The sequence below is a fragment of the Pseudomonas sp. GM17 genome (assembly GCF_000282175.2).
Lineage (GTDB): Bacteria > Pseudomonadota > Gammaproteobacteria > Pseudomonadales > Pseudomonadaceae > Aquipseudomonas > Aquipseudomonas chlororaphis.
In genome coordinates this window covers 6,305,514-6,327,425 of the sequence record NZ_CP124732.1, presented here as the reverse complement: position 1 = coordinate 6,327,425, position 21,912 = coordinate 6,305,514, and the positions used below count along the sequence as shown (strand labels likewise).

The 21,912-nt window shown below is 62.9% G+C and carries 18 protein-coding genes and 1 tRNA gene; 2 read left to right on the top strand and 17 right to left on the bottom strand.

Translation table 11 applies throughout. The annotated features are described in order from the left end of the window. Position 1: 1 nt before the first annotated feature. The 17 genes from gspG to PMI20_RS28240 all read right to left on the bottom strand — a co-directional run bounded on the left by gspG (position 2) and on the right by PMI20_RS28240 (position 19,362). Positions 2–436 (bottom strand): type II secretion system major pseudopilin GspG, encoded by a 435-nt coding sequence (gspG, locus tag PMI20_RS28320; RefSeq protein ID WP_007923623.1) that lies wholly within the window; start codon positions 434–436, stop codon positions 2–4. A gap of 12 nt (positions 437–448) precedes the next feature. Beyond that, the gene (gene gspF / locus PMI20_RS28315; protein WP_007923626.1) at positions 449–1,663 is read right to left on the bottom strand and encodes a type II secretion system inner membrane protein GspF; all 1,215 of its coding nucleotides are present in this window, start codon (positions 1,661–1,663) and stop codon (positions 449–451) included. Between the two features lie 2 nt (positions 1,664–1,665). Then, entirely contained in the window at positions 1,666–3,150 is a 1,485-nt protein-coding gene (gspE, locus tag PMI20_RS28310) for a type II secretion system ATPase GspE (protein ID WP_007923628.1), read from the bottom strand. Continuing rightward, positions 3,147–5,048 (bottom strand): type II secretion system secretin GspD, encoded by a 1,902-nt coding sequence (gspD, locus tag PMI20_RS28305; RefSeq protein ID WP_007923629.1) that lies wholly within the window; start codon positions 5,046–5,048, stop codon positions 3,147–3,149. The genes gspE and gspD overlap by 4 nt, the downstream gene beginning before the upstream one ends. After that, on the bottom strand, positions 5,045–5,596 hold the full coding sequence (locus PMI20_RS28300; RefSeq protein ID WP_284170656.1) for a type II secretion system protein N: 552 nt from the start codon (positions 5,594–5,596) through the stop codon (positions 5,045–5,047). The genes gspD and PMI20_RS28300 overlap by 4 nt, the downstream gene beginning before the upstream one ends. After that, positions 5,593–6,114 carry a cytochrome b gene (locus tag PMI20_RS28295; RefSeq protein ID WP_007928330.1) on the bottom strand — a complete coding sequence of 174 codons (522 nt, stop codon included), beginning with the start codon at positions 6,112–6,114 and terminating at the stop codon, positions 5,593–5,595. The genes PMI20_RS28300 and PMI20_RS28295 overlap by 4 nt, the downstream gene beginning before the upstream one ends. A gap of 63 nt (positions 6,115–6,177) precedes the next feature. Then, complete coding sequence (gbpA, locus tag PMI20_RS28290) at positions 6,178–7,671, bottom strand: N-acetylglucosamine-binding protein GbpA (RefSeq protein ID WP_007928332.1); 1,494 nt, start codon at positions 7,669–7,671, stop codon at positions 6,178–6,180. 254 nt (positions 7,672–7,925) lie between these two features. Further along, positions 7,926–11,519 (bottom strand): ATP-binding protein, encoded by a 3,594-nt coding sequence (locus PMI20_RS28285; RefSeq protein WP_007928334.1) that lies wholly within the window; start codon positions 11,517–11,519, stop codon positions 7,926–7,928. A gap of 4 nt (positions 11,520–11,523) precedes the next feature. Continuing rightward, entirely contained in the window at positions 11,524–12,150 is a 627-nt protein-coding gene (locus PMI20_RS28280; RefSeq protein ID WP_007928336.1) for a response regulator, read from the bottom strand. A gap of 293 nt (positions 12,151–12,443) precedes the next feature. Beyond that, a complete protein-coding gene (ychF, locus tag PMI20_RS28275) occupies positions 12,444–13,544 on the bottom strand; it encodes a redox-regulated ATPase YchF (RefSeq protein WP_007928338.1) in 1,101 nt (366 codons plus the stop codon). A 22-nt stretch (positions 13,545–13,566) separates the two neighbouring features. After that, on the bottom strand, positions 13,567–14,151 hold the full coding sequence (gene pth, locus PMI20_RS28270) for an aminoacyl-tRNA hydrolase (protein ID WP_007928340.1): 585 nt from the start codon (positions 14,149–14,151) through the stop codon (positions 13,567–13,569). Positions 14,152–14,319: 168 nt separating this feature from the next. Then, complete coding sequence (locus tag PMI20_RS28265; protein ID WP_007928342.1) at positions 14,320–14,919, bottom strand: 50S ribosomal protein L25/general stress protein Ctc; 600 nt, start codon at positions 14,917–14,919, stop codon at positions 14,320–14,322. 140 nt (positions 14,920–15,059) lie between these two features. Further along, positions 15,060–16,001, bottom strand: a complete 942-nt coding sequence (locus PMI20_RS28260; RefSeq protein ID WP_003171603.1) for a ribose-phosphate pyrophosphokinase — start codon at positions 15,999–16,001, stop codon at positions 15,060–15,062. Positions 16,002–16,049: 48 nt separating this feature from the next. Next, positions 16,050–16,124, bottom strand: a tRNA-Gln gene (locus tag PMI20_RS28255). Positions 16,125–16,161: 37 nt separating this feature from the next. After that, positions 16,162–17,013 carry a 4-(cytidine 5'-diphospho)-2-C-methyl-D-erythritol kinase gene (gene ispE / locus PMI20_RS28250; protein ID WP_007928344.1) on the bottom strand — a complete coding sequence of 284 codons (852 nt, stop codon included), beginning with the start codon at positions 17,011–17,013 and terminating at the stop codon, positions 16,162–16,164. A gap of 2 nt (positions 17,014–17,015) precedes the next feature. Next, the gene (gene lolB / locus PMI20_RS28245) at positions 17,016–17,633 is read right to left on the bottom strand and encodes a lipoprotein insertase outer membrane protein LolB (protein WP_007928346.1); all 618 of its coding nucleotides are present in this window, start codon (positions 17,631–17,633) and stop codon (positions 17,016–17,018) included. Positions 17,634–17,637: 4 nt separating this feature from the next. Then, on the bottom strand, positions 17,638–19,362 hold the full coding sequence (locus PMI20_RS28240; protein WP_007928348.1) for a tetratricopeptide repeat protein: 1,725 nt from the start codon (positions 19,360–19,362) through the stop codon (positions 17,638–17,640). 181 nt (positions 19,363–19,543) lie between these two features. On the opposite strand from PMI20_RS28240, the gene hemA reads away from it, so the two are divergent. Together hemA and prfA are read left to right on the top strand one after the other, a co-directional pair. Then, entirely contained in the window at positions 19,544–20,830 is a 1,287-nt protein-coding gene (hemA, locus tag PMI20_RS28235) for a glutamyl-tRNA reductase (protein ID WP_007928350.1), read from the top strand. Next, positions 20,827–21,909: a peptide chain release factor 1 gene (gene prfA / locus PMI20_RS28230; RefSeq protein WP_007928353.1), complete on the top strand. Its 1,083-nt coding sequence runs from the start codon at positions 20,827–20,829 to the stop codon at positions 21,907–21,909. The genes hemA and prfA overlap by 4 nt, the downstream gene beginning before the upstream one ends. Positions 21,910–21,912: the final 3 nt, after the last annotated feature.

Sequence of the window (21,912 nt, the reverse complement as noted above, 5' to 3'; positions counted from 1 at the left end):
CTCAAGGCTCCCAGTTGCCGATGTCGGCATTGGTCCCGTCGCCGCCGTTGCGGCCGTCGGCACCGAAGGAATACAGGTCGTAGGCCGAGCCTTCGCGACCCGGGGCGAGGAACTGGTAAGGGTTGCCCCACGGGTCCTTGGGCAGGCGCTTGAGGTAGCCGTCGGGGTTCCAGTTGAGGGCCGCCGGCATGCCCGCCGGTTTCTTCACCAGGGCTTCCAGGCCCTGCTGGGTCGACGGGTAGTGGTGGTTGTCGAGCTTGTAGATTTCCAGGGCGGTGGCCACGGCCTTGATGTCGCTGCGGGCGGCGGTGACCTTGGCCTGGTCCGGGCGGCTCATGATCTGCGGGACCACCAGGGCGGCCAGGACACCGAGAATCACCACGACCACCATGATCTCGATCAGGGTGAAGCCGCGTTGGCAGGAAGGGTTGCGCATGTTGTGTGCTCTTCAGGTGATGAGTTGGTTGAGGTTGAGAATGGGCATCAGGATCGCCAGGACGATCACCAGCACGCTGGCGCCCATGAACACCAGCATCGCCGGCTCGAACAGCCCGACCAGCATGGCGATGCCGTTGGACAGCTGGGTCTGCTGCTGGTGGGCGGCGCGTTCGAGCATGCTGTCCAGTTCCCCCGAGCGTTCGCCGCTGGCGATCATGTACAGCATCATCGGCGGGAAATCGCCGCTCTGTTCCAGGGCCCGGGTCAGCCCGCTACCTTCGCGTACGGCACGCGCCACGTCTTTCATACGAGTACGAATCTGCTGGTTGGCGACCACCTCGGCGGAGATTTCCAGGGCATCGACAAGCGGCACGCCGCTGCGCCCGAGAATCGCCAGGGTGCTGACAAAACGGGTGCTGTTGCTGGCCTGGATGACCCGCCCGATCACCGGCAAGCGCAGCTGGGCCTGATGCCAGCGCATGGCCAGGGCGGGCTTGCGCAGGGCCACGCGCAGGCCGGCGGCGAGGCTGCCGAGCATCAGCAGCAGGAGCAGGCCGTAGTCCCGGGCGAAGTCGCTGGTGGCGATCAGGCCGCGGGTCAGCACCGGCAGTTGCTGGCCGCTGTCGATGAACACCTTGACCACATCCGGCACCACGAAACTGAGCAGGAAACCGACGATGCCGAAGGCCGCCAGCAGCAGGATGCTCGGGTACAGCATGGCCAGTTGCAGCTGCTGGCGGGCGGCATGCCGGGCCTCGGTGTAGTCGGCCAACTGCATCAGCACCTGGGCCAGGTGGCCGGCGCGTTCGCCGGCGGCCACCGTGGCCCGGTACATCGAGGTGAAGGCGCGCGGGTATTCGCCCATGGCTCGGGCCAGGTCATGGCCTTCCAGCACCCGTGCGCGGATCGCCAGCATCATGCTTTGCTGCGCGCGTTTGCTGCATTGCGCGGCGACGGCGGCCAGCACTTCTTCCAGGGGCAGAGCGGCCTGGACCAGGGTTGCCAGCTGGCGGGTGAGCAAGGCCAGTTGCGCCGGGCTGAGGCGTTGGCTGCTGGTCAGCGTGGCGCCGGAGCGGTCCTGTTGCCCGCGGGCCGGCTTGACCTGCAGGGCGATCAGGTTGCGTTCGCGCAGCAGCTGGCGGACCTGCCGCGCGCTGTCGGCTTCCTGCACGCCGCGGGTCTTGCGCCCGGCGTTGCACATGGCGAGGTATTCGTAGGCGGCCACGATCAGTGCTCCCGGGTTACGCGTAGCAGTTCTTCGACGCTGGTGACGCCTTGCAGCACCTTGTCCCGGCCGTCGGCGAACAGGCTGTGGGCATGCTGGCGCGCGTAGTGGGTCAAGGCGGCCTCGCCAGCCCCTTCATGGATCAACTGGCGCAGCGGTTCGTCGAACAGCACCAGCTCGTAGATGCCCTGGCGGCCGCGATAGCCGCTGTGCTGGCAGGCCGGGCAGCCGACCGGGTGGTAGAGCACCGGGGCCTGCTGCGGGTCGAGGTGCAACTGGCGGCAGGCCGCGGCGTCGGCCGGCGCGGCGCTCTTGCAATCGCCGCAGAGCACCCGCACCAGGCGCTGGGCGACCACGCCGAGCAGCGAGGTGCACAGCAGGAAGGGCTCGATGCCCATGTCCAGCAGGCGGGTGACGGCGCCGATGGCGCTGTTGGTGTGCAGGGTGGACAGCACCAGGTGGCCGGTGAGGGAGGCTTGCACGGCGATGTCGGCGGTTTCCCGGTCACGGATCTCACCGACCATGACCACGTCCGGGTCCTGGCGCAGGATGGCGCGCAGGCCACGGGCGAAGGTCATGTCGACCTTGGTGTTGACCTGGGTCTGGCCGATGCCGGCCAGGTGGTATTCCACCGGATCTTCGATGGTCAGGATGTTGCGCGTCTGGTTGTTCAGGCTGCTGAGCCCGGCATACAGCGTGGTGGTCTTGCCGGAACCGGTGGGGCCGGTGACCAGCAGGATGCCGTGGGGGCGCCGCAGGGCGTCTTCCAGCTTGTCGCGGATCGCCTCGGCCATGCCCAGCCGCCCCAGGTTCAGGCGCCCGGCCTGTTTGTCGAGCAGGCGCATGACCACCCGTTCGCCGTAGGCCGAAGGCAGGGTGGAGACCCGCACGTCCACTTCATGGCCGCCGATGCGCAGGGCGATGCGGCCGTCCTGGGGGATGCGTTTCTCGGCGATGTCGAGCTTGGACATGACCTTGATCCGCGACACCAGCAGGCCCGCCAGTTCCCGGCGCGGGCGCAGCACTTCGCGCAGCAGGCCGTCGACCCGCAGGCGCACGGACAGGTGCTGCTCGAAGGTTTCCAGGTGGATGTCCGAAGCCTTGACCTTGACCGCCTCGCCGAGGATCGCGTTGATCAGGCGAATGATCGGCGCGTCGTCTTCCTGCTCCAGCAGGTCGGTGATCTGCGGCAGTTGCTCGGCCAGGCTGGCCAGGTCGTCCTGGCCGGCGATCTGGTCGCCCAGGCCCTCGGCCATTTGCATGGCGTCGTCGCGGCCGTCGCGATACTGCCCGGCCAGCAGTTCGGCGAAACCCTCGGCGTCGAGTATCCGGTGGCCCAGCAGCGGGCCGTGGCAGCGGCGGATCTCGGCGAGGATTTCCACCGGCGTGTCGGCCCGGCAGTAAAGCCGCAGGCCGCTCTCCAGGGGCTCCAGCAGGACCCCATGGCGCTTGGCGAAACCAAAGGGCAGGCGCGCGACCGGGCTCATCGGCGTGGCTCTCTGGCGCGCATGTCGATGGTGCCGTCCTGCGGCGCGGCATCGAACAGTTGGCGCGAGTCGGCGGGCAGGGCCAGGCCGCTGCGGCTGTCACCGTTGGCGCGCAGCTTGCGCAGGTCGTTGTACTTGCGCTGGCTGACGTTGACGGCATCGGCGCTGCCGCGCACCAGGGTCGGCCGCAGGAAGACCATCAGGTTGGTCTTTTCGGTGACGTCCTTGGTGCTGGTGAACAGCCGGCCGAGCAGGGGAATGCTGCCCAGCACCGGCACCTTGCTGACCTGGGTCTTGACGTTGTCCTTGATCAGGCCGCCGAGCACGATGATCTGCCCGTCGTCGGCGAGGATGGTGCTTTTCACCGAGCGCTTGTTGGTGATCATGTCGCTGGTGGTGATGCCGGGCGGGGCGCTGGCCAGTTCCGAGCTTTCCTGCTCGACCTTCAGGCGCAGGGTGTTGCCCTCGTTGATGTGCGGCGTCACCTTGAGGGTCACGCCGACGTCCTGGCGTTCCACGGTGGTGAAGGGGTTGCTGGCGCCGGCGGTGTCGGTGGTGTACGAGCCGGTCTGGAACGGCACGTTCTGGCCGACGAGGATTTCCGCCGCTTCGTTGTCCAGGGTCAGCAGGCTCGGGGTGGACAGCAGGTTGTTCTTCGAGTCGCTGGACAGGGCGGTGACCAGCGCGCCGAAATTGCTGGTGCCGATGCCGATGATGGCACCGTCCGGCAGGGTGATGTTCTTGTCCTTGCCCGAGCTCAGCAACGTACCGATCGACAGGCCGGTGCCGCTGAAGTTGGTGCCGCCGGCGACGTTGCCGGCGCGCGCCGCCCATTGCACGCCGAGGGCTTCGTTGATGTCGCCGCTGACTTCGACGATGGCCGCTTCCACCAGCACCTGGGCCCGTGGCTGGTCCAGCTGGGTGATGACTTTGTCGAGCATGCTCAGTTGCGCCGGGTCGGCCATCAGCACCAGGGCGTTCTGGCTTTCGTCGGCGCTCACCAGTATCGAGTTGCCGCTGCCCTTGCCTTCGCCGCCACCGCGATTGCCGTCTTCCAGGCGCTTGCCGATGCCGTCGAGCAGCTTCGAGAGTTTTTTCGCATCGCTGTGGTGCAGGCGCACCACCCGCGCGCTGTCATTGGCATTGGTCGGCACGTCGATGGCCTTGACCAGATCGGCCATGCGCTGGCGGGCCTGGGCGGAGCCCGCGAGGATCACCCGGTTGCTGCGGGCGTCGCCCACGGCCTTGGCGTCGCTGGGGCCGTTGCCCGTCTGGCTGATGCTTTCGTTCAGGGTCCGGGCCACATCGCTGGCCCAGGCATGCTTGAGCGCCACGGTGCTGAACGAGCGGTTGCCGGCCTGGTCCAGTTCGCTGACCACCTGGCGGATGCGCTCGACGTTGCTGGCGCTGTCGGAAACCACCAGCGCGTTGGAGCTGGCCGAGGGCGCGACATAGGCGTCGTCGCTCACCAGCGGGCGGACCACTCCGGAGATTTCCGCGGCGTTGGCGTTGCGCAGGTCCAGGACCCGGGTCACGAACTCATCGCCGGACTGCTCGCTGGATTTGGTCTTGGCTTCCATCGCCGGCACGATCAGCACCCGGTCGCCCTGGTCCAGGGCGACGAAACCCTGGCTGCGCAGCACGCTGAGGAACAGCGAATAGATACCGTCCTTGTCCAGCGCACTGGACGATTGCACGCTGACCTTGCCTTGCAGCCGGGCATCGACCACCAGGGTCTTGCCGGTGATTTCACCGACTTCGCTGGCCAGGTCGCGCAGTTCGGCGTCCTTCATGTTCAGCGTCCACAGGCGCTGGGTGGTGAGGGCCGCGGTACTGGGCAGGGCACTCAAAAGAAGGCCGAGGCTGAGCACGGCGCCTGCAATCTTGGACAGTTTCATGGTGTGTTCTCTATCGCTCGCAGAAGGGCCGTGGCTTTTCGGTCGGCGACCTCCGGTGGGGTTGTCTGGGGGCTGAGCAGGCGCAGTTGGCGCCCGGGTAGCAGCAGGTTCTGTTCACGGCCGTTGCGCAGCACCACCACCTGATCGGCGCTGACACTCTTGAGCAGCGTGCCGTCGGGCAGGCGTTCGCCCGGGGAGTAGAAGGCCCGGCTGTCGGCGTACTGGATCAGGGCCCTGGATTGTTCGGGCTGGCTGCCCAGCAGGCTGGCGAGCAGGACCAGCGGCAGGCTGGCCTGCGCGCTGTCGAATTCGACCGGCACGGTGCCGAACACCCTGGCGATGTTGCGATCGTCCAGGGGCGCGGGCAGCCGCTGTTCGGCGCTGGCGCTCGGTACCGCGTTCGGCACCGGCTGGCCCGCCACGACTTGCCGGTAGGTCCAGCTGTCGAGGCCGAGCCAGGTCAGCCAGAGACCCAGGGCGACCAGGCTTACGGGCAGCAGGTAGCGCTGGCCGGCGCCGCGCGGGCGCCATGAGAGCAGCGTTTTCATGGGCGTTTGGGCAGCATGCGTCTGAGCACGCCCTGCCCGCGCCATTGGTGGAGGATCACCGCGGCGATATGGCCGGCCACCAGCAGGGCCAGGGCCATGCAGCTGTAGTGGTGAAGCTCTTCGAAAAAGGTGATGGCCGCCGGGTCCTGCAAGGGTTGCGGGAGCTGCAGGCCGAACAGGTCGATCGGGCGCGACATCATCAGCACGCCGCTGAATAGCACGGTACCGAGGGTGACCAGCAGGGCGCCATGCCCGGCATGCACCAGCTTGCGCTCAGCCGCGCTCTGATGGGCGGGCGCCGCCGGAGCGGGATGACGCACCAGGTAGAACAGCCGCAGGACGAACAGCGGCACCAGCAGGGTGGTCAGCGAGACATTGATAAAGGCGATCGCCTGTTGGACCGAGCTTGGCGGCTGCAACAGGGCGCTGGCATAGCCGCTGATCGTGGCCCACAGCACAACGGCGGCGAACAGCCAGTGCAGCAGCCTGCGCGGTCCTGAGTAGTGAGGGTGATTCATGTCGATTCCCAAGGTCCGCAACGCGGTGCCGAGGCACCACGCTGCGGTTGGTCAGGTTATGGATTACTTGCGAATCCAGGCGTCCTTCCAGTTGCTGCCCACGCCAGGCTCGAACTGAGTGGCGCCAGCGTTCCACTGGATGCAGTAGCCGCTGTAAGGGAACGGCTTGCATTCATAGACGTTGCCGTCCTTGGCCAGGACCTTGGTGCCGGCCTTGTAGCCGGTCAGGCCTTTGGGGAAGACGAAGTCGTAATCACCGCCGCCGCCCACTTCCTCGGCTTTGAGGGTGATGCGCTGGCTTTGTTGCAGCTGCTCGCCTTTCTCCGGCTTGGCCACGACCACCACGTCGTACTCACCTTCGCTGACATTACGCAGCGGGATGGAGAAGTGCGGGGTGTTGTTGCCAGGCTCGGCTTGTACGTGAGCAATGCTTTCGTTCTTGCCGTTGAAGACCGTCGAGCTGATGGTGTACTTGCCGCCCTGGGCAATGGCATTGAAGTGCAGGTCGGTGGCGTTGTCCTTCAGGGTGTACTCGGCCTGCAGGCCGGAAAGTTTCAGCTCGCCAGGAATGCTCGGCTGCTCTTTCTGGATTTCCACACGCACCACGTCGCTGTTGTTCTTGGCGTACATAGTGTTCTTGCCGTAGTTGGGCACGACTTCGTTGTTGGCGTTGAGCTCGCCCATCACATAGCCGGCATTGGCCTTGTTGACCTTTTCCGCCAACAGGAACGGCCAGGTGTTGGCGTTGGCCTGCTCGGCGGTTTCGATGTTCAGGCGGGTCTGGCGGTTCTGCTGTTCACCGGCATTGGTGAACACGCGAGTGCTGACCTTGTCGCCGACTTGCAGTTGTTCAGGCTGTACCGCGCCGAGGATTTTCCAGTCGGGAATCGGCGCGCCATCGTTGTCGATGTTGACGTCGATGGCCTGGTAGAAGGTGGCGGCGGTGTCGGCGATCTTCCAGGTCGCCAGGATCACGTGGTAACCGCTGCGGTCAGCAGGAATGTTGACCTTGTGCTGGGTCTTGCCACCGGCCGGCGGACGCACGCCACCGGCGTTTTCATTGAGCAGCGGGGTCATCTCGAAGGAGTCGCGGGTCAGCGGCTGGTTCGGGTTCCAGTCTTTCTTGGTGATGTAGAACTGGTAGTAGGCGCTGGCGTGACCGGCGGAGTAGTGCCAGGTGAATTCATTCATGCCCGGCTTGATCGTGGTTTTCTGCCAGCGGGTCGCCGTCTGCTCGTTGAGCTGCGAGAAGCTGGTGATGCCGCCCGCCGGGATGGTGCCGTTCGCCGGACCGCATTGGGTGAAGTCGCCCGAGCAGTAATCCTTGGGGTAGTGATGCTGGACCGATGGCGAGTACTCGACACTCTGCGGTTCGTAAGTGACGGGGCCGCAATCGCGGTTGAGGTTGCCGCCGGTGGCGGAGCACATGAAGGCACGGGACTTCGGACTTTCGACATAACCGTGGGCGAAGGCTTGCTGGCTGGCCAGCGAAGCCAGGCCGAGGGTGATGGCCAACGGAAGCTTGCGCATGGCGCTGGCGCGGGTGTTATGAAGCATCGAATCACCTTGAATTAGGGATATGAAAGAGTCTTTTTTTGAGTTCTTCGATGCCGGCCGCCCAATGGGTCGACCTGGAGTGTTCCTGGTCCGCGGCGCCCGGTTTCGAAGGGGGCCTAGGATGCCGAGCGGGGCTTTTGCCTTGTATGAGACGAGTACGAAACGGCGAGCCAGGGAATGGAACAAAATGTTTCAGGAGGGCGGCCTGGGGATGCCCAGGGCCGGGATTGTTGCTCAGGGCTGCCCGGGACGGGTCAGCCGTGGCGTTCGATATCGCGCAGCATGCGTTCGATGACCGACAGCACCGCGTGGCGTTGCGCCTCCAGGTCCTGCTCGCTTCCACGAGCCGCACGTTGCAGGTCGAGGCAGGCCCGCATCAACGCCGGCGAATCGACCGTGCAGGCCAGGCCGCTGACCCGGTGGACCCACTGTTCGAGGAACTCCGGCGTGTCGGGCAGCGGGGCGCTCAGCAGCTCGCGCTCCTGCTCCAGGTTCCGGCGCAGCTCCTGGAGCAAGCGCTCCTTGAGCTGCGGATCGCTCTGGAAGCCCTCCAAGTAGGTCAGGTCGAACGTTGCGGCAGCCTCCTCGTCAGGCGCTGGGGCGAGGGGCGGCGTGAGGGGGGCGTTGAGATATGAGCTGGATAGCCCGGGCGCTTTCAGCTTGCCGAGTATTTCCCGCAGGCGCTCGAGGACGATGGGCTTGATCATCAGGTCGTCCATGCCGGCCGTCTGGCAACGCTGCTTTTCGTCTGCCAGGGCGCGGGCGGTGTAGCCGATGATCGGGATCCTGGGCAGTCCGCGCGCCCGCTCTGCGGCACGGACACTGCGGGCCAGGGCGTAGCCGTCCATGTGCGGCATGTTGCAATCGGTGACCAGCACATCGAAGTGGCCCTGTTCCCAGGCTTGCAAGGCCGCCTTGCCATTGCTGACGTAGGTCCCGCGATGGCCGAGCCTGAGCAGTTGCTGTTCGAGCACCAGGCCGTTGGTGGAGACGTCGTCGACGATCAGTACATTTAACCCGGCCACCGCCGTAGCGCCTTGAAGGGCATGCTGCGGCTCGTCCTTGTCCGGTTGCCAGGGCAGGGTCAGTTCGAAGCTGACCCGGCAACCCTGGCCCGGCGCACTGGCGAGGCGGATGCTGCCGCCCATGAGCTCGACCAGCTGTTTGCAGATGCTCAGGCCCAGGCCGGAGCCGCCGTGCAGGTGGGCGATCTCGGCGTGGGCTTGCTGGTAAGGCGCGAAAATCTGCGGCTGCTGATCCTCGGCGATGCCGATGCCGGTGTCGCTGACATGGAACATCAGGCGGCTTTGCCGAGGCCCCGAGTCCAGCTCCTGGACCGACAGTTCGACCCAGCCCTGGTTCGTGAACTTCAAGGCGTTGGACAACAGGTTGTGAAGGATCTGCGTCAGGCGCAGGGCGTCCACCTGGTAGCGCCGCTCGGGGGGCAGGCGGTGTTGCAGCTTCAGCTCCAGGTGTTTTTCCCGGGCCTGCGCGGCGAACAGCTCAAGGCAGTTGGCCAATAGTTGATCGAGGTCGGTGGGGCCGGGCACCAGCTCCATCTGGCCAGTCTCGACCTTGTCCAGATCGAGAATATTGCCGATCAGGTCGATCATCGATTGCGCCGACTGCTGGGCGATGCTGAGGTTTTGCGAAGGGGTGGACGCGCCGCTGGTTTCCAGCTCCAGCAGGCCGACCATGGCGTTCAGCGGGGTGCGCAGCTCATGGCTCATGGTCGCGAGGAACTGGCTTTTCGCCGCGCTGGCGTCGATTGCCTGCTGCTGGGCTTCGAGCAGCTTGTGTTCCAGGTGCTTGCGCACGCTGATGTCGATCCAGCCGCCCAGCAGGCCCTGCTGCTTGCCGAGTGCGGTGTAGAAGGGCACCAGCCATTGGTAGATATGATGGGCCTGGCCATCGACCTCGATCACGCTGTCGAGGAATTGCGACTGGCGGTTATCCAGCAGCCGTTGGTGCTGCTCCTCCAGATCCAGGGCCAGGGCGCGTGGGGCGATGCCTTGCTCTTGCGGCGTGGTGCCGCGCATCTCGTCCAGGGACCGGCCGAAGAACTGCTCATAAGCGTGGTTGCAGGTGCTCAGGCGCCCTTGCAAGTCACGCACGTAAAGCGGGATGGGCAAGCCGTTGAGCAAGGCGAACTGGAAGGCCAGTTGGTCCTTGAGCTGATTCTGCGCGACGCGCCGCTGGCGGATCTGAATCCGCAGGCGCCAGTTCCAGTAAAACGACAGCAGCACCAGCACCAGGACCAGCGCGGCGCTTTGCCAGACCCAGCTCGGCAGGTAGGCCCAGAGCGAACCCTTGGTGGCGGGGCGCGCCTGGATGCTGATGCGGTCCTGGTTGCCGTCCGAAGTTTTCAACGAATACAGGAGTTTGTTGAGAATGCTCAGGAGTTCGGGGTGCTTGGCCGATACGGCGAACACCAGGGGCTCGGCCTGGGCCTGGAACTGCTTGCCGGCCCGGAGCCGGGGATTGTCCAGCAGTTGGGCATCGGCGGCGCTGTTCAGTGTGGCGTCGACCATGCCCTGTTCGACCAGATGCACGGCCTGGGAATAGTAGTCGGTGAGTACCAGTTCGATGCTCGGGTAGCGGCTCTGGAGCAGAGGCTGCAGGGGATGTCCGGCGGCGATCGCCAGGCGCCTGCCCTCCAGGGCCGCTAGCGAGCTGGGGGAACTGGCGCCCTCGCGGGTAATGAAGGCCCAGTACTCGGTGCCGAAGCCATCGCTGAATAACAGGCTCTTTTGCCGGACCGGAGTCGGTGCCAGCGACAGGGCGATTTGCGCCTCATCCCGTTCCAGGCGCTGGCGGTCGATATCCGGGGACTGGCTGTCGATGATGTTCAGTTGCAGTTGGTAGTCGTCGGCCAGGCTGCGCAGCACATTGAACGCCAGTCCGGCCCATTGGCCGTCGTCCTTGCGGTACAGGTAATTGGGGATTTCGTGGGCGATCAGGTTCAGCGAAGGAAGACGCTTGAGCCAGCTGTCTTCCGCGCTGTTGAGGGCGAAGGAGTCGGTCGGTGCGAACAGCCAGGGCGAGCGTTCCCAGTGCTGCAGTATCTCTTGCTTGCGCTCCCGGGAAACCGTCTTCAGCGCGGCGTTGATCAGGGGTATCAGATTGTCCTCATGCCCGCGGACGGCGAAGCTGAACCCCATGGCCGGCAGGTTGGCGACGTACTTGTTCTGCAACTTGAGGTTGGCCAGGCTGCGCATATAGAAATTGGTGCGCAGTTGATCGCCGATCAGTGCGTCGGCTCCGCCGTCGGACAGGCGTTGCAGGCCCTCGACAATGCTGTTGATCACGATCAGTTCAGCCTTGGGATAGGCCTTGCCGACTGTTTCAGCCTGCACATAGTAGGCCGGAACCAGCACGCGTTTGCCCGCCAGGTCAGGGGACAGGTCCTTGTCGGCGATGCGCCCGACGATGATCGGCTCGTTGTCCAGGTAGGGCTTGCTGTAGACGAACCCAGGCTGTTTTCTTTCGTACTCGGTGGCGCGGGGCATCAGATCGATGTCCCCAGCGATCAGGGCGGCGATGGCACTGTCCACCGAAGGGTAGGGCACCCGTTGAATCGGCAGTTCGAGAAACTGGCTGATGTGTTCCAGGTAGTCGTTGGTGATCTGGTTGAGCACATCGTTGCCACGAGGTTCGGGTTGCTCGTTGGAGGCGCTCACTTCGGCGACCCGTAGCGGGCGAGGGGGCAACGTCTGACGCATGGCCATCAGCGTGGCCAGGGACAGCGGCGCAGGCTCGGGCTCGGCGGCGCCCAGGGACGCGAGACTGGTCAGCAAGAGCGTGATCCAGAGGATCAGGCGCGGCAGGCCGGCTGGAGGGTTCGGCATAGTCTCAGGCCAGCCCGACTTCCTGGATGTACAGGTAGAGGCTGGCGTTGCTGTCCAGGCCCAGCTTGCGCATGGCGCTGCTCTTCTGGCTGCTGATGGTCTGCTTGGAACGATTGAGGTGCAGGGCGATTTCATTGACCGACAACCCGGCGCCGTAGAGGCGTAGCACCTCGACTTCGCGAGGGGACAGTTGTTCGACCTCGGCCATAGGCTCCACGGGGTCGAACAGATGCCGGATGGACGGGGAGACGAAGGGTTTGGCTTGGCTTGCGCGAATGGCCTTTTGCAGGTCGCCTTGTACCCCGCGCTTGCTGATCAACCCCTGGACCCCCAGCTTGAGGATCGAGGCCAGCAGCGCCGGGTTGTTGAGCATGGTCACCACGATGACTGCGATCTCGGGGTAACGGCGGCGCAACTGTTCGATCAGACGGATGCCGTCGGCCTGTTCGCTGTGGGGCATCATCAGATCAGTGACGACCAGATCGCAGGGCTGTTCGGCCAACAGCTGGAACAGCCCTTCGACATTCTGGGCCTCGCCGACGATCTGCAACGTGCTGTCGCCGCTGAGCGAGGCGCGGATGCCGATCAGTGTCAGCAGATGATCGTCGACGAGTATTACTTTCCTTTGCATCTGTGGCGGGTTCCTGTCCGTGCGTAGCGAGAGCATAGAGTTAAGCAGAACGCATGCAAGTATCTGACAGTGTCAGCGGTGCGCAGGGTACTCCTGTCGCGTGGCGCGATGAAGTGTCCACCGCTTCAGGCAAAACAGGCGTTGGCCTGACAGCGGGCATGGGGCAGGGGATGTCCGTAAAGCATTGGCAAATAGGAGGGAGTAAGGGGGCGTAACAGCCAGCAGGGCCAGGAGTCCCATCGGCGAGCCCGTGGCTTGGGTTTCAAGCCACGGGGCATTTCGCACAGGTCAGATCAGACGTTGAAACGGAAGTGCATCACGTCGCCGTCCTTGACGATGTAGTCCTTGCCTTCCAGGCGCCATTTACCGGCTTCCTTGGCACCGGCTTCACCCTTGAACTGGATGAAGTCGTTGTAGGCGATCACTTCGGCGCGGATGAAGCCTTTCTCGAAGTCGGTGTGGATCACCGCGGCGGCCTGCGGAGCGGTAGCGCCGACGCGGACGGTCCAGGCGCGCACTTCCTTGACGCCGGCAGTGAAGTAGGTCTGCAGGTGCAGCATTTCGTAGCCGGCGCGGATCACGCGATTCAGGCCAGGTTCTTCGAGGCCCAGGGCTTCGAGGAACATGTCTTTCTCTTCGCCGTCTTCAAGTTCGGCGATTTCCGCTTCGATCTTGTTGCAGACCGGCACAACCACGGCGCCTTCTTCTTCGGCGATGGCCTTGACCACGTCAAGGTGCGGGTTGTTTTCGAAACCGTCTTCAGCAACGTTGGCGATGTACATGACCGGCTTGGTGGTCAGCAGGTGGAAGCCTTTGATCACTGCTTTTTCGTCGGCGCTCATGTTCTTCATCAGGCTGCGCGCTGGCTTGCCTTCGGTGAAGTGCGCGATCAGTTGCTCGAGCAGGGCTTTCTGCGCCACGGCGTCCTTGTCACCGCCCTTGGCGTTGCGCGCAACTTTCTGCAGTTGCTTTTCGCAGCTGTCGAGGTCGGCGAAGATCAGTTCCAGGTCGATGATCTCGATGTCGCGTTTCGGGTCGACGCTGTTGGACACGTGGATCACGTTGTCGTCTTCGAAGCAGCGGACCACGTGGGCGATGGCATCGGTTTCGCGGATGTTGGCCAGGAACTTGTTACCCAGGCCTTCACCTTTCGAGGCGCCCGCCACCAGGCCGGCGATGTCGACGAACTCCATGGTGGTCGGCAGCACGCGCTCGGGCACTACGATGGCGGCCAGGGCGTCCAGACGCGGATCCGGCATCGGCACGATGCCGCTGTTCGGCTCGATGGTGCAGAAGGGGAAGTTCTCGGCCGCGATACCGGATTTGGTCAGGGCGTTGAACAGGGTGGACTTGCCGACGTTAGGCAGGCCGACGATGCCGCAGTTGAATCCCATGGTGTTTCCCCTCGGATAAGAGTCAGGCCTTCTGGCTGTGCAGGTTTTTCATCGCACGGTTCCATTCACCGGCGAAGATATCCGGCAGCACGCCGAGGGCAAAATCGATGCTGGCATCGAGCTTTTCCTGTTCGGCGCGCGGCGCACGACCCAGGACAAAGTTCGAGACCATGCTGGCGACGCCTGGGTGGCCGATGCCAAGCCGCAAGCGGTGAAAGGTATTCTGGTTGCCCAGTTGCGCGATGATGTCGCGCAACCCGTTGTGCCCGCCATGCCCGCCGCCCTGTTTGAGCTTGGCGACGCCGGGTGGCAGGTCGAGTTCGTCATGCGCCACCAGGATTTCTTCGGGTTTGATACGGAAGAAACCGGCCAATGCCGCCACGGCCTGGCCGCTGCGGTTCATGTAGGTGGTGGGTATCAGCAGGCGAATGTCCTGACCCTGGTGCGAAAAGCGCCCGGTCAGGCCGAAATATTTGCGATCGGCCACAAGGCTGACGCCTTGTTTCTCGGCAATGCGCTCAACAAAAAGGGCCCCTGCGTTATGCCGGGTCTGTTCGTATTCGGCGCCTGGATTACCCAGGCCAACGATCAGTTTGATGGCAGTCACGATAGGGGCCCTTCCTTGGAGTTGTGGATAACATCGCCGCGACTGGAGTGTGCGGCGAAAGTGGACGACAAGTGCTCATTTACCATTATGTAAACTCCGCGTTCCCGCCCGCTTTCTCGCTACGTTCCAGTCCGCGATGTTTCCGGTAACTCCGGCAAGCAGAGTGAATTACTCTGCAGCGCCTTCTGCAGCTTCTGGAGCAACACGTGGAGCGTGAACGTTGGCAACAGCCAGGTCGTTACCGTGAGCCAGAGCAACGAACTCAACGCCTTTAGGGGCCTTGATGTTCGACAGGTGAACGATGGTGCCGATTTCAGCGTCGCCCAGGTCGACTTCGATGAACTCAGGCAGGTCTTTCGGCAGGCAGGACACTTCGATTTCAGCGATAACGTGCGAAATCTCGCCGCCTTTCTTGACCGGAGCAGCTTCGTTGATGAAGTGCACTGGAACGATAGCGGTCAGTTTCTGACCAGCAACAACGCGTACGAAGTCAGCGTGCATCACGTGGCCTTTGGCCGGGTGACGTTGCAGCGCCTTGATCACGACGTTTTGCTTGGTGCCGCCAACGTTCAGTTCGATAACGTGGCTGAAAGCCGCTTCGTTTTCGAGCAGTTTGGCAACTTCTTTGGCCAGCATGCTGATGGATTCAGGGGCTTTGTCGCCACCGTAAACTACAGCTGGAACCAGGCTTGCGAGACGACGCAGGCGGCGGCTCGCACCTTTCCCCAGGTCGGAACGCAGTTCAGCATTCAGAGTAAAATCGTTCATGTTGTATCTCCAAAATAACCACACTCGCCCCAGCGTTTGCGACCAGCGCTAAAGGCGATATGGGCAAAAAAGCCCCGCCCCAACAGGAATGCTGGGGCGGGGCGCTTTTCGTCATCGAGATGTAAGGCTAGGGCAGGGCCCTAGCGGAACATCGCGCTGATCGATTCTTCGTTGCTGATACGGCGAACCGCTTCGGCAACAACCGGTGCGATATCCAGTTGACGGATACGTGCACAGGCTTGTGCTGCAGCGGACAGCGGGATGGTGTTGGTCACCACCAGCTCGTCCAGCACGGAATTTTCAATGTTTTCGATTGCTCGACCCGACAGCACAGGGTGTGTGCAGTAGGCAAAGACCTTGGCAGCGCCATGCTCTTTCAGGGCCTTGGCCGCATGGCACAGGGTGCCGGCGGTATCGACCATGTCGTCAACCAGGATGCAGGTACGGCCTTCAACGTCACCGATGATATGCATCACTTCAGAGTGATTGGCTTTCTCGCGGCGCTTGTCGATGATCCCGAGATCCACGCCCAGGGATTTGGCCACGGCACGTGCACGCACGACGCCGCCAATGTCCGGGGAGACGATCATCAGGTTTTCGAAACGTTGGTCTTCGATGTCATCGACCAGAACCGGGGAGCCGTAGATGTTATCTACCGGAATATCGAAGAAGCCCTGAATCTGGTCAGCATGCAAATCAACCGTGAGAACACGGTCGATGCCGACTACGGTAAGCATGTCAGCCACGACTTTCGCGCTGATAGCCACACGTGCGGAACGCGGACGGCGATCCTGACGGGCATAACCAAAGTAAGGAATTACAGCAGTGATTCGAGTCGCTGAGGAGCGGCGGAAGGCATCAGCCATCACGACGAGTTCCATCAGGTTATCGTTGGTCGGAGCGCAAGTCGGCTGAATAATGAAGACGTCTTTACCGCGGACATTTTCATTGATCTCAGCGGTAATTTCGCCGTCGGAAAATTTACCGACAGAGATGTCACCGAGAGGGATATGCAGCTGACGTACGACACGCCGAGCCAGATCGGGGTTAGCGTTCCCCGTAAAGACCATCATCTTGGACACGCGCAGTACCTGAAGGCTGAGGGTATACCTGGATGAGTATAAGGAAAATGGCAGGGGCGGCTGGATTCGAACCAACGCATGGCAGGATCAAAACCTGCTGCCTTACCGCTTGGCGACGCCCCTGTATCTGTTGCATCAAGTGCCTGGCACTTGGTTCCTTTTAGAGCAGACTTTGCAGCTTGCGATGCAACATCGAAACGTTGCTTCCTTTTGCTACAAACCCTGTAAGGGTCTCTGTAAGAAGGGCCGAGACTTTATCAGCTTCAGCTTTGCTTGGGAAGCCCCCAAACACACAACTTCCAGTTCCGGTCAGTTTTGCCTCGGTAAATTTACCTAGCAAATTCAATGCGTTATGTACATCTGGATAACGCCTTGCAACCACCGGCAAACAGTCATTTCTGCCGTTTCCCTTGGGAACGGGGCGCACTTTAATGGGCGGAGTGTCACGTGTCAACAGCGGATCTGAAAAAATTTCTGCTGTACTTACAGAGACTTGCGGCACCAGCACGAGATACCAAGGTTCCTCGGGGTCTACAGGGGTGAGTTTTTCTCCCACGCCCTCGGCGAAAGCCGCATGCCCCCGCACGAAAACCGGCACGTCGGCGCCCAGGGAAAGGCCCAGCGCGGCCAGGCGATCTTCGTTCCAGCCCAGTTGCCAGAGGTGATTCAGGCCCAGCAAAGTGGTTGCTGCATTGGAACTGCCGCCACCGATGCCGCCGCCCATGGGCAGGACTTTCTCGATCCAGATATCGATGCCCAACGGGCATGCGGACTGTTCCTGAAGCTGTTTGGCCGCGCGCACGATCAGGTTGCTGTCGTGGGGGACGCCGGCGAACTCCGTATGCAGGCGAATGACGCCGTCATCGCGCACGGCAAAGGTGATTTCATCGCCGTAATCGAGAAACTGAAAAATCGTCTGCAGTTCGTGATAGCCGTCTTCACGGCGACCGAGGATATGCAGCATCAGATTGAGTTTTGCCGGGGAGGGCAGGGTCAGTCGTGGCGCGCTCATGCTTACTGCCCCAGCTTGCGTGGTTGCCATTCCTTGATCACCAGCGTGACGTCAAGGTCGCGGCCATGCAGCTTGATCCGCTCGGGCAGCCAGTAACCGCTCTGTTGTGCATAACTCAGGTATTCGACCTGCCAGTTGTCCTGTTCGAGATTGGACAGGCGGCTGTCGCCATCCAGGGTCAGGCGACTCTTGCTGTCGGGGGCGGGCAGCCCGCGAACCCACCAGGCCAGATGCGAGACCGGCAGGTTCCAGCCCAACTGTTCTTCGAGCAGGGCTTCCGGAGTCGGGGCTTCGTAACGTCCCTGGTTGGCGACTTCCAGCGCGACCTTGCCGGGACGTCCGGTCAGGCGGGCGGCGCCGCGACCCAGCGGGCCGGACAGGCGGATATCGTAGTAATCTTGGCGCTGCAGCCAGAACAGCGTGCCGCTGCCCGAATCCTTGGGGGCGCGAATGCCGATCTTGCCGTTGATCTGCCAGCCGTCGAGGCCGCTCAGTTGCTGTTTGTGCTCGCGCCATAGTGCGGGGCTGCCGTGACCCTCGACGGATTCGCGGGTGCCGAAACCCGAGCAACCGGCGAGCAGAGCGATAAAGCTGAAAACGATAAGGTGGCGCAAAAACATAGTCTTAAAGGGTCTCTGATCCGGTCAGGCGCTTGATGGTGCTGCGCAGGATAGGGCTGTCTGGTTGGTCCTTGAGGAACTTGCTCCAGATCTGCTTGGCTTCGCGTTGCTTGCCATTGGCCCAGAGCACTTCGCCCAGGTGCGCGGCGACTTCCTGGTCGGGAAAGCGTTCCAGCGCCTGGCGCAGCAGGCGTTCGGCTTCCGCGAGGTTGCCCAGGCGATAGTTCACCCAGCCCAGGCTGTCGAGTACCGCCGGATCGTCCGGGGTCAGCTGGTGGGCCTGTTCGATCAGGGCCTTGGCTTCGGCGTAGCGGGTCGTGCGATCCGACAGGGTGTAGCCGAGGGCGTTCAATGCCATGGCGTTGTCCGGCTCGCGCTTGATGATCAGGCGCAGATCCTTTTCCATCTGGGCCAGGTCGTTGCGCTTCTCGGCCTGCATCGCACGGGTGTAGAGCAGGTTCACATCGTCCGGGTATTGCTGCAGGGCTTGCTGGAGAATCTTCCAGGCCTTGTCGCCCTGTTTGTTGGCGGACAGGGTTTCGGCTTCGATCAGGTACAGCTGGATGGCGTAGTCCGGCTGGGTGTCGCGGGCGGCGGCCAGGCGTTTTTCGGCTTCGGCGGTACGGCCGTTGTTCATCAGGATGTCGGCCTGGCGCAATTGTGCCGGCAGGTAGTCGGTACCTGGGCCGACCTGGCCGTATTCCGCCAGCGCGCCTTGCGGGTCGTTGAGTTCTTCGGCGATACGGCCCAGGTTCAGGTGCGCCGAATCGACGTGGCTTTCCCGGGCGATCAGGTCCTCCAGGTAACCCTTGGCTTCTTCCCAGTCCTTGGCTTCCAGGCAGACCAGCGCCAGGGAGTAACGCAGTTCGTCGTCTTCCGGATACTGCTGGACCAGGCTGGAGAACTGGGCCTTGGCGTCGTCCATGCGATCCTGCTCGACCAGCATGCGCGCGTAAGTCAGGCGCAGGCGCTTGTCGTCCGGGTACTTGCGAATGCTTTTTTCCAGCAGCGGCAGGGCTTCGTCGGCGCGGCTGAGGCTCTGCAGCAGGCGGGCGCGCAGGAGGATCGGCGCGATCTCGCCTTCTTCCGGCGGGTTCTGTTCCAGCAGCTTCAGGGCTTCGCGGGTATCGCCGTCCTGTTGCAGCAGCAGCGCCTTGCCGAACACCAGTTGGCCGTTGTTCGGGTGTTTTTGCAGCAAGCGGTCGAAACTCTTCATCAGGCCGTTGCGGGTGTCCTGGTCGGTGTCGGCGGCCGACAGCGCGAGGAAATCGAAATGGGTATCGCCCTTGCCCTGCAGGACTTTCTCCATATAGACCATGGATTCGTCGTAACGCCCGCTGCGGGCCAGCTGGATGGCGGCGGCACGCTGGGCTTCCAGGTCGTCCGGGGCGTTTTTCGCCCAGATCAGCGCAGTGTCCAGCGCGGCCTGGTCGGCGCCCAGGTATTCGGCGATGCGAAACGCCCGCTCGGAGATGCCCGGATCCTGGGTATTGATGGCCTGGGTGACATAGTTGTCCAGGGCAATGTCGAAACGATTGCGTTGGCCAGCCAGCTCCGCGCTCAGCAGGCTGAAGACCGTGTCTTCGCTGAACGAGGAGTAAACCTTGGGCTTTTCAGGAGCCGGGGTAGTGTCTTCGACCGGCGGCGTACCGTCCGGTGAAACGGGTGCCAAGGCCTGGCAGCCGCTGAGGAAGACAAAAGCGAGGAGCAACGCGGAAGATCTATTCATATAGGAAGAGGACGACTAACCTGCGGTCGGATCATCATGACACAAGCCTTCGGCCAAACATAACCGAGACTCAGCGGATGCCTTACAGAGGCAGTCTATTGGGACAATAGTCGGCAGTGGTTGTTCTGAATCTTTCGAAGTAGGACAATTGTCGGCTTCTCGACATCATCAGCGACCTTGAATGGCCTTCCTCGCACTCGGTATTAACCACAAGACTGCTTCAGTAGACGTCCGCGAGCGCGTGGCCTTTACCCCTGAGCAGTTGGTTGAGGCCTTGCAGCAGCTCTGCCGCCTCACCGACAGCCGCGAAGCTGCGATCCTCTCCACCTGCAATCGCAGTGAACTCTATATAGAACAGGATCACCTTTCGGCGGATATCGTGCTGCGCTGGCTGGCCGAGTACCACCATCTGAGCCTCGAAGACCTGCGCGCCAGTGCCTATGTGCACGAAGACGATGCGGCCGTTCGTCACATGATGCGTGTCGCCTCGGGGCTGGATTCGCTGGTGCTGGGCGAACCGCAGATCCTCGGGCAGATGAAATCCGCCTACGCCGTGGCGCGTGAGGCCGGAACCATTGGTCCGCTGCTGGGGCGGCTGTTCCAGGCCACCTTCAGTGCCGCCAAGCAGGTACGCACCGACACCGCCATCGGCGAAAACCCGGTTTCCGTGGCCTTTGCCGCGGTGAGCCTGGCGAAACAGATTTTCAGCGATCTGCAGCGCAGCCAGGCGCTGCTGATCGGCGCCGGCGAGACCATTACCCTGGTCGCCCGCCACCTGCATGACCTGGGGGTCAAGCGCATCGTGGTCGCCAACCGCACGCTGGAGCGCGCCAGCACCCTGGCCGAACAGTTTGGAGCCCATGCCGTGCTGCTGTCGGATATTCCTCAGGAACTGGTGCACAGCGATATCGTCATCAGTTCCACCGCCAGCCAGCTGCCGATCCTTGGCAAGGGCGCGGTGGAAAGCGCGCTGAAGCTGCGCAAGCACAAGCCGATCTTCATGGTGGATATTGCCGTTCCGCGGGATATCGAACCGGAAGTCGGCGAGTTGGACGACGTTTACCTCTATACCGTCGACGATCTCCACGAAGTGGTCGCCGAAAACCTCAAGAGCCGCCAAGGCGCGGCGCAGGCGGCGGAAGAGCTGGTGAACATCGGCGCCGAGGACTTCATGGTGCGCCTGCGCGAGCTGGCTGCGGTGGACGTGCTCAAGGCGTATCGTCAGCAGAGCGAGCGCCTGCGCGATGAAGAACTGCAAAAGGCCCAGCGCATGCTGGCCAACGGCAGCAGCGCCGAAGACGTCCTGGTGCAACTGGCTCGCGGCCTGACCAACAAACTGCTGCATGCGCCCAGCGTCCAGTTGAAAAAACTGACCGCTGAAGGCCGCCTGGATGCGCTGGCCATGGCCCAGGAACTCTTTGCCCTCGGTGAGGGCGCTTCGGACTCTTCGGATAAAAAACCGCAATGAAAGCGTCACTGCTCAATAAGCTGGATGTCCTCCAGGACCGTTTCGAGGAACTGACCGCGTTGCTTGGCGACGGCGAAGTCATTTCCGATCAGGCCAAGTTCCGCGCCTATTCCAAGGAGTACGCGGAAGTCGAGCCGATCGTCGAGACCTATAAACAGGTGCTCAAGGTCCAGGCCGACCTCGAGGGTGCCCAGGCGCTGCTCAAGGACAGCGATCCGGACATGCGCGAAATGGCGGTGGAAGAAGTTCGCGAGGCCAAGGAACAACTGGTCGAACTGGAAAGTACCCTGCAACGCATGCTGCTGCCCAAGGACCCCAACGACGGGCGCAATGTGTTCCTGGAAATCCGCGCCGGCACCGGTGGCGACGAGGCGGCGATCTTCTCCGGCGACCTGTTCCGCATGTATTCGCGTTATGCCGAGCGGCGTGGCTGGCGGCTGGAGATCCTCTCGGAAAACGAGGGCGAGCACGGTGGCTATAAAGAAGTCATTGCCCGGGTCGAAGGCGAGAACGTCTACGGCAAGCTGAAATTCGAATCCGGCGCCCACCGCGTGCAGCGGGTGCCGGCCACCGAGTCCCAGGGCCGCATCCATACTTCGGCCTGCACCGTGGCGGTGCTGCCCGAGCCGGACGAACAGGAAGCCATCGAGATCAACCCCGCGGACCTGCGAATCGATACCTACCGCTCCTCCGGTGCCGGTGGCCAGCACGTCAACAAGACCGACTCGGCGATCCGCATCACCCACATCCCGTCGGGAATCGTGGTCGAGTGCCAGGAAGAACGTTCCCAGCACAAGAACCGGGCGCGGGCCATGTCCTGGCTGTCGGCCAAGCTCAACGACCAGCAGACCAGCGCCGCGGCCAATGCGATTGCCAGCGAACGCAAGCTGCTGGTGGGGTCGGGCGACCGTTCCGAGCGCATTCGCACCTACAACTTTCCCCAGGGCCGGGTGACCGATCACCGTGTCAACCTGACCCTCTATTCCCTGGATGAAATCCTCGCCGGTGGCGTCGAAGCCGTGATCGAACCGCTTCTGGCCGAATACCAGGCCGATCAACTTGCGGCACTGGGCGAGTAAACA